Annotated in this window: 22 protein-coding genes; 12 read left to right on the forward strand and 10 right to left on the reverse strand. The window is 62.2% G+C overall.

Annotation, left to right across the window (positions count from 1 at the left end; genetic code table 11):
* The first annotated feature begins 85 nt into the window (after positions 1-85).
* Together AC4PTT_RS01530 and AC4PTT_RS01535 are read left to right on the forward strand one after the other, a co-directional pair.
* On the forward strand, positions 86-991 hold the full coding sequence (locus AC4PTT_RS01530) for an HpcH/HpaI aldolase/citrate lyase family protein (protein WP_297560833.1): 906 nt from the start codon (positions 86-88) through the stop codon (positions 989-991).
* Positions 988-1,194, forward strand: coding sequence for a DUF1737 domain-containing protein (locus AC4PTT_RS01535; RefSeq protein ID WP_206545596.1), 207 nt, complete (start codon positions 988-990; stop codon positions 1,192-1,194). Before AC4PTT_RS01530 ends, AC4PTT_RS01535 begins: the two co-directional genes overlap by 4 nt.
* Before the next feature lie 34 nt (positions 1,195-1,228).
* Here the strand turns inward: AC4PTT_RS01535 and AC4PTT_RS01540 are convergent, their stop codons facing one another.
* Positions 1,229-1,651, reverse strand: coding sequence for a metallopeptidase family protein (locus AC4PTT_RS01540; protein WP_113153588.1), 423 nt, complete (start codon positions 1,649-1,651; stop codon positions 1,229-1,231).
* A gap of 176 nt (positions 1,652-1,827) precedes the next feature.
* Here AC4PTT_RS01540 and ybgF point away from each other — a divergent pair, with 176 nt between their 5' ends.
* The 6 genes from ybgF (at position 1,828) to AC4PTT_RS01570 (ending at position 9,992) form a co-directional block, all read left to right on the forward strand.
* Complete coding sequence (gene ybgF, locus AC4PTT_RS01545; protein ID WP_492161984.1) at positions 1,828-2,823, forward strand: tol-pal system protein YbgF; 996 nt, start codon at positions 1,828-1,830, stop codon at positions 2,821-2,823.
* A 5-nt stretch (positions 2,824-2,828) separates the two neighbouring features.
* Positions 2,829-4,157, forward strand: coding sequence for a tRNA lysidine(34) synthetase TilS (gene tilS / locus AC4PTT_RS01550; RefSeq protein WP_492161985.1), 1,329 nt, complete (start codon positions 2,829-2,831; stop codon positions 4,155-4,157).
* A 111-nt stretch (positions 4,158-4,268) separates the two neighbouring features.
* Positions 4,269-6,209 carry an ATP-dependent zinc metalloprotease FtsH gene (gene ftsH / locus AC4PTT_RS01555; RefSeq protein ID WP_206545599.1) on the forward strand — a complete coding sequence of 647 codons (1,941 nt, stop codon included), beginning with the start codon at positions 4,269-4,271 and terminating at the stop codon, positions 6,207-6,209.
* A 299-nt stretch (positions 6,210-6,508) separates the two neighbouring features.
* Positions 6,509-7,861, forward strand: a complete 1,353-nt coding sequence (gene glmM / locus AC4PTT_RS01560) for a phosphoglucosamine mutase (RefSeq protein WP_113153584.1) — start codon at positions 6,509-6,511, stop codon at positions 7,859-7,861.
* A gap of 229 nt (positions 7,862-8,090) precedes the next feature.
* On the forward strand, positions 8,091-8,951 hold the full coding sequence (locus AC4PTT_RS01565) for an outer membrane protein (RefSeq protein WP_206545600.1): 861 nt from the start codon (positions 8,091-8,093) through the stop codon (positions 8,949-8,951).
* Between the two features lie 201 nt (positions 8,952-9,152).
* Positions 9,153-9,992 (forward strand): outer membrane protein, encoded by an 840-nt coding sequence (locus tag AC4PTT_RS01570; RefSeq protein ID WP_206995487.1) that lies wholly within the window; start codon positions 9,153-9,155, stop codon positions 9,990-9,992.
* Between the two features lie 324 nt (positions 9,993-10,316).
* Here AC4PTT_RS01570 and AC4PTT_RS01575 read toward each other — a convergent pair whose 3' ends face one another.
* The 4 genes from AC4PTT_RS01575 to AC4PTT_RS01590 all read right to left on the reverse strand — a co-directional run bounded on the left by AC4PTT_RS01575 (position 10,317) and on the right by AC4PTT_RS01590 (position 15,427).
* Positions 10,317-10,922, reverse strand: a complete 606-nt coding sequence (locus AC4PTT_RS01575; protein WP_475083616.1) for a nucleotidyltransferase domain-containing protein — start codon at positions 10,920-10,922, stop codon at positions 10,317-10,319.
* Positions 10,923-11,122: 200 nt separating this feature from the next.
* Positions 11,123-11,749 carry a LysE family translocator gene (locus AC4PTT_RS01580; RefSeq protein WP_204360854.1) on the reverse strand — a complete coding sequence of 209 codons (627 nt, stop codon included), beginning with the start codon at positions 11,747-11,749 and terminating at the stop codon, positions 11,123-11,125.
* 4 nt (positions 11,750-11,753) lie between these two features.
* Positions 11,754-14,660: a DNA polymerase I gene (gene polA / locus AC4PTT_RS01585; RefSeq protein WP_492161986.1), complete on the reverse strand. Its 2,907-nt coding sequence runs from the start codon at positions 14,658-14,660 to the stop codon at positions 11,754-11,756.
* A 335-nt stretch (positions 14,661-14,995) separates the two neighbouring features.
* Positions 14,996-15,427, reverse strand: coding sequence for a Fur family transcriptional regulator (locus AC4PTT_RS01590; protein ID WP_113153578.1), 432 nt, complete (start codon positions 15,425-15,427; stop codon positions 14,996-14,998).
* Between the two features lie 236 nt (positions 15,428-15,663).
* Between AC4PTT_RS01590 and AC4PTT_RS01595 the strand changes: the two genes are divergently transcribed.
* The 4 genes from AC4PTT_RS01595 to AC4PTT_RS01610 are packed head-to-tail and all read left to right on the forward strand — an operon-like array spanning position 15,664 to position 19,167.
* Entirely contained in the window at positions 15,664-16,518 is an 855-nt protein-coding gene (locus AC4PTT_RS01595; protein WP_317560895.1) for a metal ABC transporter substrate-binding protein, read from the forward strand.
* Positions 16,515-17,423, forward strand: coding sequence for a manganese/iron ABC transporter ATP-binding protein (locus tag AC4PTT_RS01600; protein WP_390881234.1), 909 nt, complete (start codon positions 16,515-16,517; stop codon positions 17,421-17,423). The genes AC4PTT_RS01595 and AC4PTT_RS01600 overlap by 4 nt, the downstream gene beginning before the upstream one ends.
* A complete protein-coding gene (locus AC4PTT_RS01605; protein WP_206553286.1) occupies positions 17,420-18,295 on the forward strand; it encodes a metal ABC transporter permease in 876 nt (291 codons plus the stop codon). The genes AC4PTT_RS01600 and AC4PTT_RS01605 overlap by 4 nt, the downstream gene beginning before the upstream one ends.
* Positions 18,292-19,167 (forward strand): metal ABC transporter permease, encoded by an 876-nt coding sequence (locus AC4PTT_RS01610; protein WP_317088451.1) that lies wholly within the window; start codon positions 18,292-18,294, stop codon positions 19,165-19,167. Before AC4PTT_RS01605 ends, AC4PTT_RS01610 begins: the two co-directional genes overlap by 4 nt.
* Positions 19,168-19,420: 253 nt before the next feature.
* On the opposite strand, the gene AC4PTT_RS01615 is transcribed toward AC4PTT_RS01610, so the two are convergent.
* Genes AC4PTT_RS01615 through AC4PTT_RS01635 form a run of 5 tightly spaced genes read right to left on the reverse strand, consistent with a single transcriptional unit; the run spans position 19,421 to position 23,191 of the window.
* Positions 19,421-19,828: a RidA family protein gene (locus AC4PTT_RS01615; protein WP_113156092.1), complete on the reverse strand. Its 408-nt coding sequence runs from the start codon at positions 19,826-19,828 to the stop codon at positions 19,421-19,423.
* A 35-nt stretch (positions 19,829-19,863) separates the two neighbouring features.
* Positions 19,864-20,550 carry an ABC transporter ATP-binding protein gene (locus AC4PTT_RS01620; RefSeq protein ID WP_492161987.1) on the reverse strand — a complete coding sequence of 229 codons (687 nt, stop codon included), beginning with the start codon at positions 20,548-20,550 and terminating at the stop codon, positions 19,864-19,866.
* Positions 20,547-21,296, reverse strand: a complete 750-nt coding sequence (locus tag AC4PTT_RS01625; RefSeq protein ID WP_297560821.1) for an ABC transporter ATP-binding protein — start codon at positions 21,294-21,296, stop codon at positions 20,547-20,549. Before AC4PTT_RS01625 ends, AC4PTT_RS01620 begins: the two co-directional genes overlap by 4 nt.
* Positions 21,289-22,260: a branched-chain amino acid ABC transporter permease gene (locus AC4PTT_RS01630; RefSeq protein ID WP_492161988.1), complete on the reverse strand. Its 972-nt coding sequence runs from the start codon at positions 22,258-22,260 to the stop codon at positions 21,289-21,291. The genes AC4PTT_RS01625 and AC4PTT_RS01630 overlap by 8 nt, the downstream gene beginning before the upstream one ends.
* Before the next feature lie 10 nt (positions 22,261-22,270).
* Positions 22,271-23,191, reverse strand: a complete 921-nt coding sequence (locus AC4PTT_RS01635) for a branched-chain amino acid ABC transporter permease (RefSeq protein ID WP_206545609.1) — start codon at positions 23,189-23,191, stop codon at positions 22,271-22,273.
* Positions 23,192-23,359: the final 168 nt, after the last annotated feature.

Genomic DNA, 23,359 nt, shown 5'->3' on the forward strand with positions numbered 1-23,359 from the left:
TTATCTGCCGCACCTCCATACACAAGCCGGCTCCGCAAAGCAAAGCTCTCTTGCTTCGGATGCGGTACTGGGCCATGAAACGGGCATGCAGCACCATCCCGCACGTCTTCGCCGTTCCGTTCTCTACGCGCCCGCCAGCAATGAAAAGGCGCTGCTCAAAAGCACGTCTCTGGCCTGCGACGTGGTGATCTACGATCTCGAAGACGCGGTGGGGCCGGAGGAAAAACTGGCGGCGCGCGAGCGGCTGCGGGACTTCCTGAACGGTGGCGACCGGCCGCGCTGCGAGATCGTCGTGCGCATCAATGCGCTTTCGAGCATCTGGGGCACGGAAGACTTTCTGGCAGCCCGCGCCATGCGGCCCGACGCCATTCTTCTGCCCAAGGTCGACCGGCCACGCGACATTCTCGATGTGGACGCGATGCTGGACGAGACCGATGCGCCGCGCAGTCTGAAGCTCTGGGCGATGATCGAGACGCCGCGCGGCGTTCTCAATCTCGGGCCCATCGCAGAGCTCGGGCGCGATCCGGCTGCGCGTCTTTCCTGCTTGGTTGCCGGCACGAACGATCTGGCCAAGGAAACCGGCATCGAGCTGACCGCTGACCGGCGCTACCTGTCGCCCTTCCTGTTCCAGCTTGTCATGGCCGCGCGGGCCGGTGGCCTGTCGGTGCTTGATGGCGTCTCCAATGATTTCCGCGATCTGGAGGCGTTCGAGGCAAGCTGCCTTGAGGCGCGCTCCATGGGGTTCGATGGCAAGACGCTCATCCATCCCGCGCAGATCGGGCCGGCCAATGCGGTTTTCGCGCCCTCTTCCGAGGCGATCGCCGAAGCCGAGGCCATTGTCACGGCCTTTGCTGATCCGAAGAACGCCGGGCGCGGCGTGATTTCGCTCAATGGACGCATGGTGGAGCGCCTGCATCTGGAAATGGCGCAGACATTGCTGGCGCGCGCCGATGCGATCAGAGAGAAAGACAACAGGGAGACGGCCCCATGAGGCTCTATCGTTTTTTGACCGGTCCGGACGATTCCAGCTTCTGCCACAAGGTGACGGCGGCGCTCAACAAGGGGTGGGTCCTGCAGGGCTCGCCCACCTATGCCTATGACGCGGAGACCAAAACGATGCGCTGCGGTCAGGCGGTCTGCAAGGAAATCGACGGGCTTGAATACACCCCGGACATGAAGCTCGGGGACTATTGATCCACGTGATCAACGCGATCTGCGGCTGGTGTTGTCAGGCTACCGACTCTTCGATGCGCGCCATATCATCGTCGGAAAGGCCGAAATGGTGGCCCACTTCATGGATGAGGACGTGGTTGATGATGTCGCCCAGCGTTTCTTCGTTCTCGGCCCAGTAATCAAGGATCGCGCGCCGATAAAGCGTGATGCGGTTGGGACCTTCCCCCGTGGCCGGGTTCCAGCGTTCGGCGATGCCGCGCCCCTCAAACAGGCCAAGCAGATCGAACGGCGTTTCCAGCGCCAGATCGTCCATGATCTCTTCCGTCGGAAACTCAGCGACCTGAATGATGATCTCACCGGTCAGCTTGCGGAACTCTTCCGGGAAGTTCGCATAGGATTCTAGCGCCAGAAGCTCCATTTCCTGGAGCGACGGCGAAAGCTGGCTTTCCCATGCGCGTGTTTGATAAATGCGTGCCATTCCTTGTCCTTTGAGGCGCCATATAGCGGTTTCTGCGTCCGCTTACGAGGGCGAAAAGCGCCATGCTGTCGAGCAACGGATGGCTGAAATCAAAATTTGGCCGAAGTCTCACGCCCTGATAAAGAGCAAATGGGGCAGTGAACAGCCCCGTTATCTATTGCGAAAGCGAGATTGGAATGTTTTTGCGAACGGTTGTGGGCGGCGTTCTTGCGCTGCCATTTCTCATGGCGGGGTCGGCGTTTGCTTTCGGTCCCGCGACAATGCCCGAAATGGGCTCGGCTGAACGGAACTCCGGGCATGTCATTTTTGCCCAGGCTGGCGATCCGCGCGTTGGCGCTCTGGAAGAGCAGCTTCGGCAGCTCAATGGGCGCGTGGAAGAGCTGAACTTCCAGATTCTGCAGATGCAGGATCAAATGCGCCGCATGCAGCAGGACAATGAGTTCCGCTTTCAGGAGCTGGAAAAGAACGGTGGCTCGGGTGCTGCGCCGGCTGGCGGAATGCCCGATCAGCGAACCGAGCAGGCCCCCCTGCCCGGTGGCGCCGCTGACGGTACACAGAGCGCGTCGCGGGACGCGCCAACCGTCGGCGCGCCGCCACGTTCGCTCGGCAGCGTGCGGTTCGACCAGAATGGCAACATCATCGGTGGCGAGGTCGGCGAGCCTGTTGATCTGACCCAGGCGGGCGAAATCGGCCAGCTTGGCCCCATTGGCCAGAACGGCGCCGGTCAAAACGGTGTCGGTCAAAACGGTCTTGGCCAAAACGATCAGGTGGCGGCGCTGCCTTCGGCCGACAATCCCGACGAGCTTTACAGAAACTCCTACGAATTCATCCTGTCGGGCGACTACAAGACGGCGGAAGCCGGTTTCCGTCAGCACATCGAGCGCTTCCCGGGCGATGCGCGCACCTCCGACGCTCATTTCTGGCTTGGTGAATCTCTGCTCGGTCAGGATCGCTACCGCGATGCCGCAGAGATCTTTCTGCGCGCCAGCCGCGACTACCCCAGTGCGGACAAGGCTCCCGATATGCTCTTGAAGCTCGGTATCTCGCTGGCAGCGATGAACCAGCGCGATGTGGCCTGTGTTACCTACAATGAAATCGGCCAGAAATACCCCGACATTTCCAGCGCGCTGCGTGAGCGTGTCAAACAGGAAAAGGCCCTTGCGGGTTGCTGAACCCGGTGGTTCTTCCTGATCCCGGAGCGCTTTTCGGCGATTACGCATTTGCCAAACAGAGCAGCGTGATTGCGGCAGTTTCCGGCGGTGGCGATTCTCTCGCCCTTCTGTTTCTTCTCAAGGATTTTCTCGACACGCAGGCTGATGCGCCGGCTTTGACAGCCGTGACGGTTGATCATGCCCTGCGGCCGGAATCGGCAGATGAGGCGCGCTTTGTCGCTGCCCTGTGCCGGAGCCACGGCATTGCGCACAAAACAATGGTCTGGCGCGGCGAAAAGCCGGCGACGGGCGTTTCGGCTTCTGCCCGCACGGCGCGGCTCGATCTTTTGGCGCAGGCCGCCCGTGATGCGGGCGCTGGCCTGATTTTCACCGGTCACACGCAGGACGATCAGGCCGAGACCGTTTCGATGCGCGCCGACCGTGGCGCGGGGCGCGGCGGCGCCGGCATTGCGCCCGCCACGCTTCACGATGGTTCAGTCTGGTTTGCCCGCCCCCTTCTGGGGCTTCACCGTGCGGTGCTGCGCGACTATCTCGTTTCGCGCGACCTGCGCTGGATCGACGATCCGACCAATGACAATCCGGCTTATGAGCGTGTGCGTGTGCGCAAGGCGCTTGATGCGGAAACCGCCCGAATGCTGGTTCTCGAGGCGGCGGATGCGGCGGCCGAGCGCATGGCGCTGGGCGCGCGCGCGGCGTGTCTGATCGATGCGCATTGGCGCTGTGTTGCGCCGGGGCTTTATCGCGCCGAAACCGGGTTTCTGGAAGTGGATGATGAGGCTGCGCTGCTCTACGCGCTGCGCGTTCTGGCGGCGATGGCCGGTGGCGCTGCGCAATTGCCGGCGATCGAGCCCTCCGGACGCGTCCTGCTGCGGTTGCGTGACGGTTTTTGCGCCACATTGTCGCGGGCGGTCTTAGACCTTCGTTCAAGTGGTCTTTATCTGCATCGCGAGCGGCGCAATCTGCCGGCCATGGACCGTGCGGCCCAGCCGCTCCTGTGGGATGGGCGCTACCGTCTTGGCGCGGATGCCGGGGTGATGATCGCGCCGTTTGGCGTTCTGGCGCGCGACTGCCTGCCGGAAACGGCGTCTGTGACCCCTCAGGACGTTCTATTTGCTGCGCAATTTGCCGAACCGGCGTTCTGGGAGGGGGAAACCTGCCTGGGCCCCGCGCGAAACCGCATGAAGGATGGCGGTTTGCGGGTTCCCGCCCCATGGGCGCATCTTCTTCCCTCCTTCGATATGGTGCTGGCGCAGGCGCTGATCCGGCTGACCGGTGCCAAAACTGTTATCGCGTCGCCATCAGCGGACCACATTCAGCGAAGAGGCTTAACCTAAAGGCGAGCTGATGCCGTGGCTTGGCTTGGCAAGAAAGCACTGGCTCCCTATGTTATTTCAGACCACGAAAAACGGACGATCGCCGGCAACCGGCGAGTTTGCGGGACTTATATGAATCCGAATTACAGAAACTTTGCGCTCTGGGCGATCATCGCCGTCTTGCTGATTGCGCTCTTCAACCTGTTCCAGGCGCCGCAGCAGCGCGGCGCGACGCGCGACATCGCGTATTCGCAGTTTCTTGAGGAGCTTTCTTCGGGCAGCGTCGAGTCGGTGACGATCACCGGCGAGCGGATTACCGGCACCTATACCGGCAATGGCACGACCTTCCAGACCTATTCTCCTGGCGATCCGTCGCTGGTGCAGCGTCTGGAGGATCGCGGCGTCACGATCAACGCCCGGCCTGAAACCGACAGCTCCAACTCCTTCCTTGGCTACCTGATCTCTTGGCTGCCGATGATCCTGATTCTCGGCGTGTGGATTTTCTTCATGCGCCAGATGCAGTCGGGCTCCGGTCGCGCCATGGGATTTGGCAAGTCCAAGGCCAAGCTGCTTACCGAGGCGCATGGCCGCGTGACCTTCCAGGACGTGGCGGGTGTCGACGAAGCCAAGGAGGATCTCGAGGAGATCGTTGAATTCCTGCGCGATCCGCAGAAATTCCAGCGGCTGGGCGGCAAGATCCCGCGCGGCGTGCTGCTAGTTGGCCCTCCCGGTACCGGTAAAACGCTTCTGGCCCGCTCCGTGGCCGGTGAAGCGAATGTGCCCTTCTTCACGATTTCCGGTTCTGACTTCGTTGAAATGTTCGTTGGTGTCGGCGCTTCCCGCGTGCGCGACATGTTCGAGCAGGCCAAGAAGAACGCGCCCTGCATCATCTTCATCGACGAAATCGATGCGGTTGGCCGTCATCGCGGCGCCGGTCTCGGCGGCGGCAATGACGAGCGCGAGCAGACGCTGAACCAGCTTCTGGTCGAGATGGACGGCTTCGAGGCCAATGAAGGCATCATCCTGATCGCCGCGACCAACCGTCCGGACGTTCTCGACCCCGCGCTTCTGCGTCCCGGCCGTTTCGACCGTCAGGTCGTGGTGCCGAACCCGGATGTGGCTGGCCGCGAGAAGATCCTGAAAGTGCATGTGCGCAACGTGCCGATGGCGCCGAATGTCGACCTCAAGGTCGTCGCGCGTGGCACGCCGGGCTTCTCCGGTGCGGACCTCGCCAACCTCGTCAACGAGGCTGCCCTCATGGCGGCGCGCCGCAACAAGCGTCTCGTCACCATGCAGGAATTCGAGGACGCGAAGGACAAGGTCATGATGGGCGCCGAGCGCCGCTCGCACGCCATGACCCAGGAAGAGAAGGAACTGACCGCCTATCACGAGGCCGGCCACGCCATGGTCGCGCTCCACGTGCCGAAGGCGGATCCGCTCCACAAGGCGACCATCATTCCGCGCGGCCGTGCATTGGGCATGGTCATGCAGCTTCCCGAGGGCGACCGCTACTCGATGAGCTACAAGTGGATGGTGTCGCGTCTCGCCATCATGATGGGCGGCCGCGTTGCCGAAGAACTGAAGTTCGGCAAGGAGAACATCACCTCCGGCGCGTCTTCCGACATTGAGCAGGCCACCAAGCTTGCCCGCGCCATGGTGACCCAGTGGGGCTTCTCGGACGAACTCGGCCAGGTGGCTTACGGCGAGAACCAGGAAGAGGTCTTCCTCGGCCATTCCGTTGCACGCCAGCAGAACATGTCGCAGGAAACGCAGCAGAAGATCGACAGCGAAGTTCGCCGTCTGATCGATGAGGCCTATGCGACGGCGCGTGAGATCCTGACCACGAAGAACGATGGCTGGATCGCCATTGCCGAAGGCCTGCTCGAATATGAGACCCTGTCGGGTGATGAGATCAAGGCGCTGCTGCGTGGTGAGAAGCCCTCGCGCGATGCCGGTGACGACACGCCCCCTTCCCGCGGCTCCGCCGTGCCGAAAACCGGTACGCGCTCCCAGGGCCAGAAGAAGGATGGCGACGAACCGGAAGGCGGTATGGAACCTCAGCCGCAGGGCTAGGCAGATCTCAAAACGCCAATTGCCGTAACAAATGAAAACGCCGTGAACTCAGTTTCACGGCGTTTTTGGTTTCTTGATAATGTTACCAAAATCGCGCAAAAGGCGAAATCACGAGTATTTATGTGCCTTTTAACGTGTTGTTAATCATAATTCGCAAGCAGACGTTTATTGGCAAAGCGTTACACTGGCTCACAGAATTTGATGCGAACGAGTGTTGCTCCTGTGGCAAAAAGTGAGTGAGGGACGCCGCTTTGACACGCAAACCAGACAAAGTGCGCCGTAGGGGCAGTAAGGAAAAAATGGCAAAGAAGTATTTTGGCACGGACGGTATCCGTGGGCGCGCCAACCGTTTTCCGATGACCGGCGAGATTGCCATGAAGGTGGGCATGGCGGCTGGCCTGGCATTCAAGAATGGCAGCCACCGTCATCGCGTCGTTCTTGGCAAGGATACGCGGCTTTCCGGCTACATGATCGAGAACGCGCTGGTTTCCGGTTTCTGCGCGGCGGGAATGGATGTTTTCCTGCTCGGCCCGATACCGACGCCGGCTGTCGCCATGCTCGTGCGCTCGCTGCGCGCCGATATCGGCGTGATGATCTCCGCGTCGCACAATCCCTATTACGATAACGGCATCAAGCTGTTCGGCCCGGATGGCTACAAGCTCTCGGACAAGATCGAGGGCCGCATCGAGGCCATGCTCGACAAGGAAGTCGAGCTGGCGCTGGCCGATAATGGCGCGCTGGGCCGCGCGACGCGCGTCGATGGCGTGCATGACCGCTACATCGAGTTCGCCAAACGGACGCTGCCGCGCTCCATGTCGCTTTCGGGTCTGCGCATTGTTCTCGACTGCGCCAATGGCGCTGCCTACAAGGTGGCGCCCGCAGTTCTCTGGGAGCTTGGCGCAGAGGTTATCGCGATCAATGACGAGCCGAATGGCGTCAACATCAACGATGATTGCGGTTCCACCCATCCGCTGGGGCTCGCCAAGAAGGTGCACGAAGTGCGCGCCGATATCGGCATCGCGCTTGATGGTGACGCCGACCGCGTTGTGATCGTCGATGAGAACGGCACGGTGATCGATGGCGACCAGATCATGGCGTTGATCGCGCAGTTCTGGCACAAGGCCGGCAAGCTCCAGGGCGGCGGCGTTGTTGCGACGATCATGTCCAATCTCGGTCTCGAGCGCTTCATGCACGACCTGAAGCTCGACCTTCACCGCGTGAAGGTGGGCGACCGTTATGTGGTCGAGCGCATGCGCGCCGACGGTCTGAACATCGGCGGCGAGCAGTCGGGCCATGTGGTCCTGTCCGACTTCACGACCACGGGTGACGGGCTGGTGGCCGCCCTGCAGGTTCTGGCCTGCATCAAGCGCGAGGATCGCCCGGCCAGTGAAGTGTGCAAACAGTTCGAGCCGGTGCCGCAGCTGCTCAAGAATGTGCGCATCAGCGGCGGCAAGCCGCTGGAGGCTGCGCCGGTCAAATCGGCCATCGCCGACGCAGAGGCCCGCCTGGGCGACAAGGGCCGTCTCGTGATCCGTCCCTCCGGCACCGAACCGCTGATCCGCGTGATGGCCGAGGCCGATGATCCCGCACTCGTGGAAAGCGTGGTCGATGACGTGATTGGCGCGATCGCGGATTCAAAGAGCGCCGCCTGAGCCAGGCCCTGATGGGCACTGTCGAAAAAGCATTCTGAAAAGCCGGCATTCGTGCTGGCTTTTTGTATTTTTGGCTTTGATTTTGCGCCTTTGCGCGTCAGGCGTGTATTCGCGTCGTGGTTAAGGCTTAAGGTTAAGTCGTATTTAACTTTTTTGGTCGAATACTCCCGTCGAGTTGCAATTTGCCGGTGTGCCCAGGGGGGCGCGGCAACGCCAAGGATGGGAACATATGTTGAAGTCTACGAAGGTCTTCGGGGCGGCCTTGCTGCTTTTTGCTCCGACCGCAGGCTATGCCGCCGATCTCTATGAACCGCCGATCATCGAAGCGCCCGAACCACTGCCGCCGATCATCGAGCCCGCCGCACCGGAATTTGGCGGATGGTACATTCGCGGCGATGTCGACTATCACTGGTCGAAGCTGCGCGGCACCGAATACATCACCTATGGTCCGGGGGCCGGCGGCCTTCGCGGAGGAACGGCCTCCTTCGACACGACGGACCTGAAGGGCGCCATGTCGCTGGGCGCCGGTGTCGGTTACCAGATCAATCGCTACCTTCGCGCTGATCTGACGGCGGACTACTGGTTCAAGTCCGATTTCAACGGCTCCACGTCGGGCACGTGCTCGGGCGGTGTGCCTTGCGTTTCCACGGATACCTCGGCCTATAGCGCCTGGCTGCTGATGGCCAACGCTTATATCGACCTTGGCACCTATCACGGCGTCACGCCTTATGTCGGTGCGGGTATCGGTGGCGCTCACATCAAGTGGGACGACCTGACGAACACCACGCCCGATGGCACGACGGTTCACGAGGGTTCCAGCAACTGGCGCTTCGCCTACTCGCTGATGGCCGGTGCTTCCTACTGCCTTACCGAGAATCTGAACCTCGACATGGGCTATCGCTTCACGCGTGTGAACGGCGGTCGCATGTTTGAGTATGCTTCGGGCGTTGCTCCGGGCTTCGACAAGGGCTTCAACGTTCACGAGGCCCGCGCGGGTCTGCGCTATCAGTTCGGTGGCAACACCAACTGCGCCGCGCCTCAGGTGGTCACCTACGATCCGCCGCCCTTCGAGCCGCCGGTCTACAAGTAAGACCTACGCGTAAGATAGTCTGCATTTTTCAAAACCGCCCGGCCCAGATTGCCGGGCGGTTTTCTTTTGCGCAGTCGTTATCGTAAACGCCTGCGATAACCATGCGTTAGCCTTAACCGCCGCTTAACCCGAATTGTTAATTATGGGGAGATAAAGCGGCGGGGGCACCCTTAATCCGTCGCGTCTCGCGGAGTTCGGATTATGAGCACTATCACCCGTCTGCTTGTCTCTTCGGTTTCTCTGACGCTGGTTTCCATCGGCGCAGTGCAGGCCGCTGACTATGACCCACCGATCATTATTGAAGAAGCGCCTGACGTGGTGCCGGTGGAGATTGGCAGCGGCTGGTATCTGCGCGGCGACATTGGCTATTCGCTGAAAACCAGCGCCAAGGACCCCTTTACCTATCGCACCTTCGATGGCGTGAACTACGGTTCCGCCGCATTCGACAGCGTCTCCCTTTCGAAGGATTTCAGCTTCGGTCTGGGTTTTGGTTATTCCTTCACCGACTGGTTCCGCGCCGACGCGACGCTTGATCGCTTTACCGCCGGTTTCAACGGGACGACCTCGAGCGCGGTTCCCTGTCCGGGCGCTCCTGCTGGAACGACCTGTCGTTCCGAGGACGGCTCGGAAGTTACCGGGTATTCCGCGCTGTTAAACGCCTATGTCGATCTTGGCACCTATGTGGGCTTCACGCCTTATGTGGGCGCGGGCATTGGCTACACCTATATGCGCTGGGATGAACTCGCCAACAGCGCCTACTGCGTGGGTGGCGGCTGCGGCGGCACCAGCTTTGCGGGCACGTCCAGGCATTCGGGCGAGTCGGACTGGCGCTTCACCTACGCGCTCATGGCGGGCATGTCCTACGACTTCTCCAACAACATGAAGGTGGACCTCGGCTACCGCTATCGTCATGTGGATGGCGGCAACATGTTCGCCTGGGATGCCGCGACGGCCGCAGCCGGTGCGACGGGCGTGCAGGGCCACGACAGCGATCTTGCCACGCACGAGATCCGCGTTGGTCTGCGCTACGAATTATGGTGAGAGCCGGTTCTGGCCACCTCCATACAGAAAACGCCGTCGTCGCAGCCAGCCCCTAACCTGCATGCGGGCGTATGGTAAAAGAACAAGCCGAGCCCCTTGGTCCAGCAGAACCTTGGGGTTCGGATATGCTTCATAAATCTGCAACAAGTAAGAAACGGCGACTTCCCGCCCTGTGCTGGCATGAACGGATACCGCCCGCTTCGCGCCCGCAAACTGGTCATTCACCAGCGCTCGACCTTGCCCTGAAAGCCGCCGTTCGTTGCCCGGAAACCGGGCATTCGCCGCGGCATGAGCGGACGGCAGCAATGCGGACGAAACGGTCGGTCAGGACGAGCGAAGCGCTCGAAGCCAAACATGCCCGGGGTGGAACCGCTCCAGCCACCGACAAAGGTCTAGCCTTTCGCCCGCCTCCAGGTGGGAGAGTGCTGTCTGAAAATCGGCATCATCTTTCTCGCGTGCATGCTTCGCTTTGAACAGCAGGACGAGATGGGGGGCGAGATATCTCATACCGGAGGCGGTGGCGCGAATGGCTTCTGCTCTCGGCAGGGACAGCGCAGGATCGCGCTTGTAGGTCCAGCGATCAGGCGCCCCCCGATCAACCATCATGTCGATGCGCCAGCGCCCTTCCGAGATGTCTGCACCCCATTGCTGCCAGACATCTTCGGGCAATTGTTGCGCTGGGGAAAGGTGAGAAAGACTGCCATCCTTTGCAGAGAAGAACTCCAGATCCGATAAGATGTGGCGATAGTGCAGTGCCTGATCGGCAGGCACTGCGAATTCCAGATCGTCATGATCGCGCGTCTGTGCTCCGTGCCAAAGGTCCAGTGCCCAGCCCCCCACAACATACCATTCACTGGCTGATGCGCCCAAACGGCTGAATAGCTGTTCCGGGGACCATGCGTCCCAAGCATCATCAGTGGGCGGCAACATCGCGCAATACTCCTAGCTGGCTCCACGCAAATACCCACATTTGGCAATCGTCCTCAATGTCCGCAAAGGGCCGGAAGCGACTATGCGCCTACCTGACGCGAATGTCAGCTTCGCTAAACGCCGGAGCCGATTCAAGTGCAGCCGCACTCAGGTTAGCGGCTGGCTGCTTCGCAGCGGGGTTTTTCTGGACGTTCAGTGACCTAGCGCGCCGTTGACCAGCCGAACCAGAGCGCGACGAGTGCGAGAAGGGCGGAGAGCGTGCGTCGGGCGATCCGCTCGCGACGCGCATCGGTCAGAAATGGCTGCAGCGTGCTTGCCAGCACCACGATCATGCCGTGGATCAGTGTCGCCACGCCCACATAGATCGAGGTGAGGAGAATGGTCTGCGGCGTCAGTGGCTGCGTGGGGTCCACGAAGGTCGGTAAAACGGCGATGTAAAAAACCGCCGCCTTGGGATTGAGCAGATTTGTCACGAGACCGCGCATGAAATGCGCGCCGTCTGGCTTGTCTCCTGCCGCAGAGACGTCGCCGCCATCGCGCCAGCCATCCCAGGCCAGAAAGAGCAGGAAGAGCACACCCGCCCAGCGCAGCCCCTCATAGAGCAGGTCGGAGGCCTGAATGACCTGTGCCACGCCGAGCGCGGCAATGATGCCGACAATGCTGAGCCCGAGCGCCACGCCAGCAACCGTCGCGAAGCCGGGGCGGCGGCCTTCCGAGGCGGAGATCAGGGCCAGATAGGCCATGTTCGGTCCGGGCGTAAGCTCGATCAGCGTCGATGCCAGAGCGAATGAAGCGACAACGGTCAGATCGAGCCCGAAGACAGTCATGGCGTCAGTGCGCCTCGTTCCAGTTGTCGGCGGCGCGCGCTTCAACCTGAAGCGGGACGGAGAGGGAGCGGGCCGGCAGGGCGGCGTTTTCCATCACGTCGCAGATCAGCGGGATGACCGCGTCGACCTTGCTTTCGGGCGCTTCGAAGATCAGTTCGTCATGCACCTGCAAAAGCATTTTCACCTCGCCGAATCCGGCGTCCGCAAGCGCTTCGTCCATGCGCACCATGGCGCGGCGGATGATGTCCGCCGCCGAACCCTGGATCGGCGCGTTGATCGCGGCGCGCTCGTTGAAGGCGCGCAATTGCGGATTGGACGAACGGATCTCCGGGTAGTGTGCCCGGCGGCCAAAGATCGTCTCGACATAGCCGAGTTCCTTGGCCTTGGCCTTGGTGGCGTCCATGTAGTCCTTGATGCCGGGGAAGCGCTCGAAATAGCGCTTGATATAGGCGCTGGCTTCCTCGCGCGGAATGGCGAGCTGGTTGGCAAGACCGAAGGCGGAAATGCCGTAGATGATGCCGAAATTGATCGCCTTGGCGCGCCGGCGCACCTCCGATGGCATGCCTTCCACCGGCACGTCGAACATTTCCGACGCCGTCATGGCGTGAATGTCGAGCCCGTCGGCAAACGCTTTTTTCAGTTCCGCAATGTCGGCCACATGGGCAAGCACGCGAAGCTCGATCTGGCTGTAGTCGGCAGAGATCAGCTTTGCGCCTTCCGGCGCCACGAAGGCGGTGCGGATCTTGCGGCCTTCCGGCGTGCGAACCGGGATGTTCTGCAGGTTCGGCTCGGAGGAGGAGAGGCGGCCCGTCGTCGTGGAGGCGAGGGCGTAGGAGGTGTGAACGCGCTTCGTCTCGGGATTGATGTAGCCCGGCAGCGCATCCGTGTAGGTGGATTTGAGCTTCGTCACCTGCCGCCAGTCGACAATCTTGCGCGGCAGTTCGTGCCCTGCGCCAGCCAGGTCCTCCAGCACCTGCGCCGAGGTCGACCACTGGCCGGTCTTGGTCTTGCTGCCGCCCGGCAGACCCATCTTGCCGAACAGGATTTCGCCAAGCTGCTTGGGCGAGCCGATGGTGAAGCGCTCGCCGGCCAGCGTGTAGATTTCGTCTTCGATGCCGGCGGCCGTCTGGGCGAAGTCACCCGACATGCGCGACAGGATCTGGCGGTCGACGGAAATGCCGCGATGCTCCATCCGGCCGATCACCGGGATCATGGGGCGCTCGAGCCGCTCATAGACGGAGACCAGCCCTGCGGCGGCGAGCCGGGGCTTCAGCACCTGCCACAGCCGCAGCGTGATGTCGGCATCCTCGGCGGCATAGGCGGTGGCGCGCTCCAGATCCACCATGTCGAAGGTGATCTGCTTGCGACCGGTGCCGGTCAGTTCCTTGTAGGGGATGGGTTTGTGGCCGAGCCAGCGCTCGGAAAGCGCGTCCATGCCGTGGCCCACCGTGCCGTGGCTGCCGGTGCCGGCATCGAGCACATAGGAGATCAGCATGGTGTCGTCGCAGCCGACGATCTCCACGCCAAGCCGATACATGATCAGCCAGTCATATTTCAGGTTCTGCCCGATCTTGAGAACGGCGGGATCGGCCATCATGGCGCGGATCGCCTCCAGCGCCTCTTCCTGCGAAAGCTGGTTCTCGATCAGCCCGCCGCCCAGAAGGTCGCCACTGCCGCTCTTGTGCGCGATCGGCACATAGGCTGCGCGGCCGGGTTTGGTCGCAAGCGAAAAGCCGCACAGCTCCGCCTGCATCGGATCAAGCGAGGTGGTCTCGGTGTCGAAAGCGAGGATGCCTGCCTCATAGGCTTCCGCGACCCACTTTTTCAGTGTGTCGAGATCGCGGATGCATTCATAGCCGGCGTGATCGAAAGTCTGTGCCGAGCCTGCTTCTGCGATCCTGTTGGCGAGCTTCGACGGTGTGTCCGCATCGCCCGTGTCTTCGGCCGGCGTGAGGTCGGGGCCATGCGCGTCCGCGCCGGCTTCGACCTCCACATGGGCGGCCTCGATCTCGGCCACTTCGGCTCCGGTGGCCTCGGCCACACGGCGCGTCAGCGTGGTGAACTCCATTGCTTTCAGGAAGCCGATCAGCTTCGGCCCGTCCGGCGGGGCGAGCTCGAACGTGTCGATGGCGTGCTCCACCGGAACATCGATCCTGAGCTTGACCAGCTCGCGCGAAATGCGCGCCTTGTCGGCGAATTCGATCAGGTTCTCGCGGCGTTTCTTCTGCTTGATCTCCTCGGCGCGGGAGAGCAGCGTGTCGAGATCGCCATATTCTTCCAGAAGCTGGGCCGCCGTCTTGGGGCCGATGCCCGGCACGCCGGGAACATTGTCGACGGAATCGCCCGTGAGCGCCTGCAGGTCGATCATCTTCTCGGGCGGCACGCCCCATTTCTCGATCACCTCGGGAATGTTGATCTCCCGGTCCTTCATCGGATCATACATCGAGACGTTTTCGGTCACGAGCTGCATCAGATCCTTGTCGGAGGAGATGATCGTGGTGTCGCCGCCGGCCTCGCTTGCGAGCCGCGCATAGGTGGCGATCAGGTCGTCGGCCTCGAAGCCGGCCAGCTCGATGCAGGGCAGGTCGAAGGCCTGCGTCGCCTCGCGGATGAGCCCGAACTGCGGCACCAGATCCTCCGGCGGCTCCGAGCGGTTGGCCTTGTATTCCGGGTAAAGATCGTTGCGGAACGTCTTCGAGGAATGGTCGAAGATGACCGCGAAATGGGTCGGGGTGACGCCCACCTCCGTATCGCGCGCATTCTGCAGAAGCTTCCAGAGCATGTTGCAGAAGCCGGCGACGGCGCCCACCGGCAGGCCGTCGGATTTGCGGGTCAGCGGGGGCAGCGCGTGATAGGCGCGAAAGATGTAGCCCGAACCGTCAACGAGGAAGAGATGATCGCCTTTTTTCATGGCTGCTACGGGTAGCGCGGCGGGGTGCGCCTGTCCATGGAAAAGGGGGGCTGTCCGCGCCTTTCGGACAGGTGTCCTGACAAGGTGGAACGGGGCCTACCGCTTTCTATCACGCGTTTGTTACGAAGTTGTAATGTCCCGTGCCCTTGAATAGCCACGTTCAAGCACAAAATAACACACAGCGGCATTTTTCGCCGTGGTCCGCAAAAGGCTCGTCCCCCGCCTTTACCGGACGAAATAGCGGCAGCCTCATCCCCCCTCTCCGGGCTGCCGCGGTGTTTCAAGCATGGCCGCCGTGGTTTCCCCTCCACCACGGCGGCTCTTGCGTTCAGGGGTCAGGTTTTCCTGCGTTTCCTGCCGTAAAGCTCCAGCCGATGGTGCACGATGTCGTAGCCGAGCGAGCGGGCGATCTCTTCCTGAAGCTTCTCGATCCGGTCCGAGTGAAACTCGATCACGTCACCCGTATCCATGTCGATCAGGTGGTCGTGATGTTCACCGTCGGCCTGCTCGAAGCGTGCGCGTCCGCCCTCGAAGGCATGGCGGTGGATCGCGCCCATTTCTTCAAGAAGTTTCATGGTCCGGTAGACGGTTGAAAGCGAGATGCTGGGGTCGATGATCGTCGCGCGCTGGAAGATTTCCATCGCGTCGGGATGATCGTCCGTTTCCGTCAGAATGCGAAGAATGATCTTGCGCGGCCTGGTGATGCGAACACCGGCGCGGCGCAGTTCCTTCTCGTAATCCGGCTTGTGGGCGGGGTGCTGATTCATCGGCAGACTATGCGCCAGATGACAATCAGTTGCAAAGATTCGATCTTCACTTGCCGGTGCTTCTCCTCAGGAAAGCCCGCATTCCCGGCATTCTTTGCTTTTTTATTGCAAACGATTTGCAATTGCATTGACGGGCGGCGGAATTCACCATAACTATGAAGCGTTGCAGCAGTTTCGATGTGTTTCAGGGGATTCTCATGCCATCAGCCAAGCGATTGGCCACTTTCGTCATTGCAATGCTTGCCGCGTCCTCCGCCTTTGCGCAGGACGAACGTTTCAAGGCGGTCACCACATTCACCGTCATCGCGGACATGGCGCGCAATGTCGCCGGCGATGCTGCGGTGGTCGAGTCGATCACCAAGCCCAATGCCGAAATCCATAATTACCAGCCGACGCCCGGGGACATCCTGCGGGCGCAGGACGCCGAGCTGATACTCTGGAACGGGCTCAATCTCGAACTCTGGTTCGAGCGCTTCTTCCGCAATCTGAAGGATGTGCCGAGTGTCGTCGTTTCGGAAGGCGTGGAGCCGATGAGCATCGGTGACGGACCCTATACCGGCAAGCCAAACCCGCATGCCTGGATGTCACCCAGCGATGCGCTGATCTATGTCGACAATATCCGGGACGCGTTCTCGCAATATGATCCGGAGAATGCCGGGATCTATGCGAAGAACGCGGAGGCTTACAAGGCCGAGATCCAGTCCGTTGTCGATCCGATCCGTGAGCGGCTGGCGGCCATTCCCGAAGATCACCGGGTGCTTGTCACCAGTGAAGGCGCGTTCAGCTATCTGGCGCGTGATTTCGGGCTGAAGGAGCTTTACATCTGGCCGATCAATGCCGACCAGCAGGGCACGCCGCAGCAGGTGCGTCACGTGATCGACCAGATCCGCGAAACCAATGCGCCGGCCGTCTTCAGCGAAAGCACCGTCTCGCCCAACCCCGCAAAGCAGGTGGCGCGCGAGACGGGGGCGGCCTATGGCGGTGTTCTCTACGTGGACTCGCTCAGCGACGACAACGGCCCGGTTCCCACCTATCTGGATCTCTTAAGGGTCACCAGTGAGACCATTGCCGAAGGATTGACCGGGCAATGAACGCACCCGTTGTGAACATGAAGAAGAAGCCGGCGGCGCAGTCCGCCGGCATTGACGTTCGTGATGTCACCGTCACCTACCGCAATGGCCACACGGCGCTGCGCGATGCGAGCTTCTCCATCCCCACCGGAACCATTGCGGCCCTTGTCGGCGTGAATGGCAGCGGCAAGTCCACCCTGTTCAAGGGGATCATGGGGTTTGTTCCGCTGGCAAAGGGCGATGTCTCCATCCTGGGCGAGCCGGCCGGTCGGGCGCTCAAGCGCAATGTCGTGGCCTATGTCCCGCAGGCCGAGGAAGTCGACTGGAACTTCCCGGTTCTGGTCGAGGATGTGGTGATGATGGGCCGCTATGGCCACATGAATTTCATGCGCTGGGCGCGCCGGCAGGACCATGAAATGGTCGAGGCCGCGCTTGAGCGCGTCGGCATGGCCGATTTCCGCAAACGTCAGATCGGCGAATTGTCGGGCGGCCAGAAAAAGCGCGTCTTCCTGGCCCGCGCGCTGGCGCAGGAGGGCAGGGTGATCCTGCTCGACGAGCCCTTCACCGGCGTCGATGTGCGGACCGAAGAATCCATCATCGCGCTGCTCAAGGCGCTGCGCGAAGAAGGCCATGTCATGCTGGTCTCGACGCATAATCTGGGCAGCGTCCCGCGTTTCTGCGACCGCACGATCCTGATCAACCGCACGGTACTGGCAGCCGGTCCCACCGAGGATGTGTTCACGCGCGCCAATCTGGAAAAGGCGTTTGGCGGCGTCCTGCGCCAGTTCACGCTCGGCGGCGCGGAGCTGCATGAAGATGCCGAGGAAGATTCCCGGCAGGTCACCGTTCTGACCGACGATGAGCGGCCCTTCGTCATCTATGGCGATGAGAAGAACGGACGCCCGGACGAGGGCAAGCGCAAATGAGCGCCTATCTGCTCGAACCCTTCTCCTATGGCTACATGGTCAACGCCATGTGGGTGAGCGCGCTGGTGGGCGGGGTCTGCGCCTTCCTGTCGGCCTATCTCATGCTCAAGGGCTGGTCGCTGATCGGCGATGCGCTTTCGCATTCCATCGTGCCCGGCGTCGCCGGCGCTTACATGCTTGGCCTGCCATTCTCCATCGGTGCGTTCTTCGCCGGTGGTCTGGCGGCGGGCGCGATGTTCTTCCTCAACCAGCGCACAAGGCTGCGGGAGGATGCGATCATCGGTCTGATCTTCACGTCCTTCTTCGGCCTCGGTCTGTTCATGATCTCGCTGTCGCCGGCCTCGGTGAATATCCAGACCATCGTTCTGGGCAACATCCTCGCCATCACGCCGTCCGACACGCTGCAGCTCGTCATCATTTCCGGCGTCACGCTGGCCGTGCTCGCGGTTAAGTGGAAAGACCTGATGGTCGCCTTCTTCGATGAGAACCACGCCCGCTCCATCGGTCTCAATCCGGGTTTTCTGCGGCTGATCTTCTTCACGCTTCTGAGCGCCTGCACGGTTGCCGCCATGCAGACGGTCGGCGCGTTTCTCGTCATCGCCATGGTGGTGACGCCGGGCGCGACGGCCTATCTCCTGACGGACCGTTTTCCGCGTCTGGTCGCCATCGCGGTGGCCATCGGGGCGGTGTCGAGTTTTGTCGGCGCCTATGCCAGCTACTTCCTTGATGGCGCGACGGGCGGGATCATCGTTGTGCTGCAAACGCTGACCTTCCTCACCGCCTTCGTCTTTGCGCCAAAGCACGGCATGCTGGCCGCGCGCCGACGCGCCCGTGAGGCGCTGGAACAGTCGATGCAGGAGGCGGGCGCATGAGCGGCTTTCTCGACATGGCGCTGATGCCTTTCGCCTTTCCGTTCATGCAGCAGGCGTTCATCATCTCGGTGCTGATCGCCGCGCCCATGGCGCTGCTTTCCTGCTTTCTGATCCTGAAGGGCTGGTCGTTGATGGGTGACGCCGTCAGCCATGCCGTTCTGCCGGGCGTGGTCATCGCCTATATCATCGGCATCCCCTTCGCCATCGGCGCATTCGTGGCTGGCATGACCTGCGTGGTGGGCATCGGCTATCTGAAGGAAAACAGCCGGGTGAAGGAAGACACCATCATGGGCGTCGTCTTCTCCGGCATGTTCGGGCTCGGCCTGCTGCTCTACACCAAGATCCAGACCGAGGTGCATCTCGACCACATCCTGTTCGGCGACATGCTGGGCGTGACCTGGGGCGACATCACGCAGACGGGCATCATTGCGCTGTTTGTGTGCGCGGCCATTCTTCTGTTCCGCCGCGACCTGCTTCTCAATGCGTTTGACCCGCAGCACGCCAAGGCAATCGGCCTGCCGGTGCGGGTGTTGCATTACGGGCTTCTGGCTATCCTGTCGCTGACCATCGTGGCGGCTCTGACGGCGGTGGGCATCATTCTGGCGATTGCGCTTCTGATCGGGCCGGGCGCGGTGGCGTTCCTGCTCGTCCGGCGCTTCGACCGCATGTTGCTTGTCAGCCTGGCGGTGGCGCTGTTCGCCTCGTTCTTTGGCGTCTATCTGAGCTTCTTCATCGACAGCGCGCCGGCCCCGACCATCGTGCTTCTGATGACGGGCATGTTCCTTGTGGCCTTCGTTTACACACTGCGCCGCAATGCGCGGGAAGATGCCGAGCGGGAGGTGGACACACGCGAACTGGGCGTGGGGCGATGAGCCTTCGCGGTGTGGAGCCCAAGCGCCCTCGCCCTTCGACAGGCTCAGGATGAGGGCTACTTACCCCGCTCAGAAAAGCCGTAGCGCCACGCACGGCATATGCTCCTGCGTCCGCGTTCCACGTTGGAAAGAAGCACGGCGTTTCCACTAGCCCTCATCCTGAGCCTGTCGAAGGGCGAGGGCGCTTGGCACCGCAGCAAAGTGATAGCGCCGGGCGTCGTTCTCTGATGCCCGGCGCTTGAGCCACGTTCGGCTAGTCCGGCAGAACGGCCGTGGCTTCGATCTCGACCTTCGCCTCGTCTTCGATCAGCGCCACCACCTGCACGACGCTCATGGGCGGGAAGTTACGGCCCATGGCGGAACGATAGGCTTCGCCCAGCTCGCGCAGACGGCTGCCATAGGCTTCCTTGTCGGTGATGAACCAGGTCAGGCGCACCACGTGCTCCGGCCCGGCACCCGCTTCCTTGAGAAGCGTGACAATGTTCTCAAGCGCCTGACGCACCTGGCCGATGAAGTCGTCGGTCTCGAAGACCTGATTGCTGTTCCAGCCGATCTGACCCCCAAGGAAGACGGTGCGCCCCCTTGCAACAACACCATTGGAATACCCCTTGGCAGGAACCCAGTCGGCTGGCTGGAGAATCTGGTGAAGCGGGACAGTCATGCTATTTCCTTCATGCTTGGGAACGAAAGGCGTGATCACACGCCGAGGAAGCGCTGCTGGATTTCATCGGTGAGCGCCAGGGGCGCACCGGTCCATGCGGTGCGGCCTTTTTCGAGAATGACGCAGCGGTCTGCCACGGGCAGTAACTCGCTCAGCGTCTTGTCGACGATCAGGATCGACTGGCCCTCCGCCCGGATGGCGCGGATGGCGCGCCAGATGTCCTGCCGGATCACCGGGGCAAGCCCTTCGGTCGCCTCGTCGAGAATGAGCAGGCGTGGATTGGTAGCCAGCGCCCTGCCGATGGCAAGCATCTGCTGCTCGCCGCCCGAAAGCGTGCTCGCATACTGATCGCGCCGCTCCGCCAGTCGCGGGAACAGCGTGTTCACGCCATCGAGCGTCCATTTGCCGGGACGTGCGGCGGCGAGGATGTTTTCCTCCACCGTCAGGTTCGGGAAGCAGCGCCGGCCTTCCGGCACCAGTCCCACGCCGAGCCGCGCGATCCGGTGCGGCTTCATCCGCGTGATGTCCTTGCCGGCAAAGGCAATGCTGCCGGATTGCTGTGGCGTCAGGTGGCAGACGGAGCGGATCGTGGTCGTCTTGCCCATGCCGTTGCGGCCCATCAGCGCCACGGCCTCTCCTTCTTCGACCGAAAGGTCGACGCCGAAAAGCGCCTGTGACTTTCCATAGAAGGTTTTGAGATCCTGGATGTCGAGCAGCTTCATGCGCCGTCTCCCAGATAGGCTTCGCGCACGGCGGGATGGTTGCGAATGTCGTCGACCGAGCCGGTGGCGATGATCCGCCCGTAGACGAGAACGGAGATGCGGTCGGCCAGTGCGAAGACGGCGTCCATGTCGTGCTCGATCAGAAGGATCGGCGCTTCGTCGCGCAGACGATCGAGAAACCCGGTCAGCGCCTGCGAGCCTTCCGGCCCCATGCCCGCCATCGGCTCATCAAGCAGAAACGCCTTTGCGCCGAGCGCCAGTGCGATGGCGATCTCGAGCTGCCGCCGCTCGCCATGCGAAAGCTCGGCCGCCGGCACATCGGCGCGGTCGGCAAGACCCACGCGCGTGAGCGCTTCCCGGGCGGGTTCGGTGAGGCTCCGGTCGCGCATGACGGGTTTGAAGAAATGGAAGCTGGAGCCCTGACACGCCTGCACCGCCAGCATCACATTGCGCAGCGCCGAGAACTCGGGCGCGAGCGAGGACACCTGGAATGTGCGCCCCATGCCGAGCCTTGCGCGGGCCGCCACATCGAGCGGCTTCACATCCCGGCCCTCGAAGCGGATCTCGCCGCTGTCGGGCGTGAGTGAGCCGGCGATCTGGTGGATCAGAGTCGACTTGCCGGCGCCGTTCGGGCCTATCAGCGCGTGGATCTCTCCCGGTCTGAGGTCGAGGCTGACGCCATCGGTCGCCTTCAGCGCGCCGAAGCTTTTTCTCAGGTCGCGAATGTCGAGGATCGGTTCAGCCATGACGCGCCCTCCCGGCCAGAAGTCCCATCACGCCGCCGCGGGCAAACAGCACCACGGCCAGCAGGATCAGGCCGAGGAAGAACTGCCAGTGCTCGGTGATGCCGCCCAGCGCGAACTCGAAAAGCACATAGACAATGGCCCCGGCAAGCGGCCCGGCAAGCCGGCCGACACCGCCAAGAATGATGAGAACGATCAGCTCGCCCGACATGTGCCAGGAGAACATGGAGGGGCTGACGAAGCGGTTGAGATCGGCAAAGAGCGCGCCGGCAAGCGCGGTCATCATGGCCGAGATCACGAAGGCCGTGAGCCGCACCCGGAACGGGCCGATGCCGACGGCTGCAAGCCGGGTCTCGTTCTGTCGCCCCGCCTGCAGCGCTGCGCCAAAGCGCGAGTCGCGAAGCATGGCGAAGACGATGAGGCCCAGCGCCAGTAGCCCGAAGCAGATGAGGAAGAAGCTCATCGGCGCGAGCGTGTTCATGCCCGGAAAGGCGTTGCGCACATAGATCGACAGACCGTCCTCGCCGCCATAGGCGGGCCAGGAAATCGCGAAATAGTAGATCATCTGCGCGAAGGCGAGGGTGATCATGATGAAGTAGACGCCGGAGGTCCTGAGCGAAATCATGCCGATCAGAACGGCAACGAGCCCGGCGGCAATCGCGCCCGTGATCCAGATGACGATCATCTGGTTGGTGCCGGGCAGACCGAGGAGAAGCGGCTCACTGTTGAATGCATGAGTGGCGAGAATGCCGGCCGCATAACCGCCAATGCCGAAGAAGGCGGCATGGCCGAACGACACCAGACCACCAAGGCCGAGCGCGATGTTGAGTCCGGTGGCGGCAAGGCCGAGGATCGCCATGCGGGTCGCCAGCGTGATGTAGAAGGTCTCGCCCATCGCCTGTGCAATGAAGGCGGCGGCAAGCAGGCCGGCAATGATCAGGATGCTGATGGTTGTTTCGCGTGTCATGGCCGGTCCCTCACGCATTCGCCGCGAACAGGCCCTGGGGCCTGAAGGCAAGGATGAGGGCCATGACGATGTAGATCAGCATGGAGGCAAGAGCCGCGCCAATCGTGGCGGCTTCCGAATTGGGCATGAAGAGGCCGAAGAAATGCGGCAGCAGGAAGCGGCCCAGCGTCTCTGTCAGCCCCACCAGAATGGAGCCGATCAGCGCGCCCTTGATGGAGCCGATGCCGCCGATGACGATAACCACGAAGGCAAGGATCAGCACCGGTTCGCCCATGCCCACCTGCACCGACTGAAGCGCGCCCACCATTGCGCCAGCCAGACCGGCAAGGGCTGCGCCCAGCGCAAAGACGAGCGTGTAGAGCGTGCCGATGTCGATGCCGAGCGCGCCGATCATCTCGCGGTCGGATTCGCCAGCGCGAATGCGCATGCCCAGCCGTGTCTTGCCGATCAGGAGATAGAGCCCGATGGCGACCGCGATGCCGACGCCGATCACGGCCAGCCGGTAGATCGGATATTGCGCGCCACCGGGCAGATGCACCGCGCCCGAGAGAAGCTGCGGAATATCGAGATAGAGCGGAAAGGAGCCGAACACCCAGCGCGTGCCCTCGGAGAAGATGAGGATCAGCGCAAAGGTGGCGAGCACCTGGTCGAGATGGTCGCGTTCGTAGAGCCGTCTGATGACGAGGATCTCGACGAGCGCGCCGGCGGCGGCTGCGGCGGCAAGGCTGGCGACAAGCCCCAGCCAGAAGGAGCCGGTGGCTGCGGCCACGGTCGCGCAGGCAAATGCGCCGACCATGAAGAGCGAACCATGCGCAAGGTTGATGAGCCCCATGACGCCGAAGATCAGCGTCAGGCCGGCGGCCATCAGGAACAGCATCACGCCGAACTGCAGGCCATTCAGGATCTGCTCTATGAAAAGGGTCAGGGACACGGGGAGCTTTCGCCGTCTGGTTTTGAGGTGGAGCGCTGCGTGGACGTCTCCCTCTCCCTGTTCACCGGGAGAGGGTGAGGGTGAGGGGCTGCGCCATGATCCGCAAAGACTGGCGCAGGCCCCTCATCCGCCTGCCGGCACCTTCTCCCCGCCAGCGGGGAGAAGGAG

The sequence above is a fragment of the Nitratireductor sp. WH36-1 genome (assembly GCF_058725515.1).

Coding starts and splice junctions, on each gene's coding strand:
- AC4PTT_RS01600 (WP_390881234.1), top strand. CDS start 16,515: ATGAACGCACCCGTTGTGAACATGAAGAAGAAGCCGGCGGCGCAGTCC.
- AC4PTT_RS01620 (WP_492161987.1), bottom strand. CDS start 20,550: ATGAAGCTGCTCGACATCCAGGATCTCAAAACCTTCTATGGAAAGTCA.
- AC4PTT_RS01570 (WP_206995487.1), top strand. CDS start 9,153: ATGAGCACTATCACCCGTCTGCTTGTCTCTTCGGTTTCTCTGACGCTG.
- AC4PTT_RS01595 (WP_317560895.1), top strand. CDS start 15,664: ATGCTTGCCGCGTCCTCCGCCTTTGCGCAGGACGAACGTTTCAAGGCG.
- AC4PTT_RS01565 (WP_206545600.1), top strand. CDS start 8,091: ATGTTGAAGTCTACGAAGGTCTTCGGGGCGGCCTTGCTGCTTTTTGCT.
- AC4PTT_RS01615 (WP_113156092.1), bottom strand. CDS start 19,828: ATGACTGTCCCGCTTCACCAGATTCTCCAGCCAGCCGACTGGGTTCCT.
- ybgF (WP_492161984.1), top strand. CDS start 1,828: ATGTTTTTGCGAACGGTTGTGGGCGGCGTTCTTGCGCTGCCATTTCTC.
- glmM (WP_113153584.1), top strand. CDS start 6,509: ATGGCAAAGAAGTATTTTGGCACGGACGGTATCCGTGGGCGCGCCAAC.
- AC4PTT_RS01610 (WP_317088451.1), top strand. CDS start 18,292: ATGAGCGGCTTTCTCGACATGGCGCTGATGCCTTTCGCCTTTCCGTTC.
- AC4PTT_RS01580 (WP_204360854.1), bottom strand. CDS start 11,749: ATGACTGTCTTCGGGCTCGATCTGACCGTTGTCGCTTCATTCGCTCTG.
- AC4PTT_RS01625 (WP_297560821.1), bottom strand. CDS start 21,296: ATGGCTGAACCGATCCTCGACATTCGCGACCTGAGAAAAAGCTTCGGC.
- AC4PTT_RS01575 (WP_475083616.1), bottom strand. CDS start 10,922: ATGTTGCCGCCCACTGATGATGCTTGGGACGCATGGTCCCCGGAACAG.
- AC4PTT_RS01630 (WP_492161988.1), bottom strand. CDS start 22,260: ATGACACGCGAAACAACCATCAGCATCCTGATCATTGCCGGCCTGCTT.
- AC4PTT_RS01530 (WP_297560833.1), top strand. CDS start 86: ATGCAGCACCATCCCGCACGTCTTCGCCGTTCCGTTCTCTACGCGCCC.
- AC4PTT_RS01590 (WP_113153578.1), bottom strand. CDS start 15,427: ATGAATCAGCACCCCGCCCACAAGCCGGATTACGAGAAGGAACTGCGC.
- polA (WP_492161986.1), bottom strand. CDS start 14,660: ATGAAAAAAGGCGATCATCTCTTCCTCGTTGACGGTTCGGGCTACATC.
- ftsH (WP_206545599.1), top strand. CDS start 4,269: ATGAATCCGAATTACAGAAACTTTGCGCTCTGGGCGATCATCGCCGTC.
- AC4PTT_RS01540 (WP_113153588.1), bottom strand. CDS start 1,651: ATGGCACGCATTTATCAAACACGCGCATGGGAAAGCCAGCTTTCGCCG.
- AC4PTT_RS01605 (WP_206553286.1), top strand. CDS start 17,420: ATGAGCGCCTATCTGCTCGAACCCTTCTCCTATGGCTACATGGTCAAC.
- AC4PTT_RS01535 (WP_206545596.1), top strand. CDS start 988: ATGAGGCTCTATCGTTTTTTGACCGGTCCGGACGATTCCAGCTTCTGC.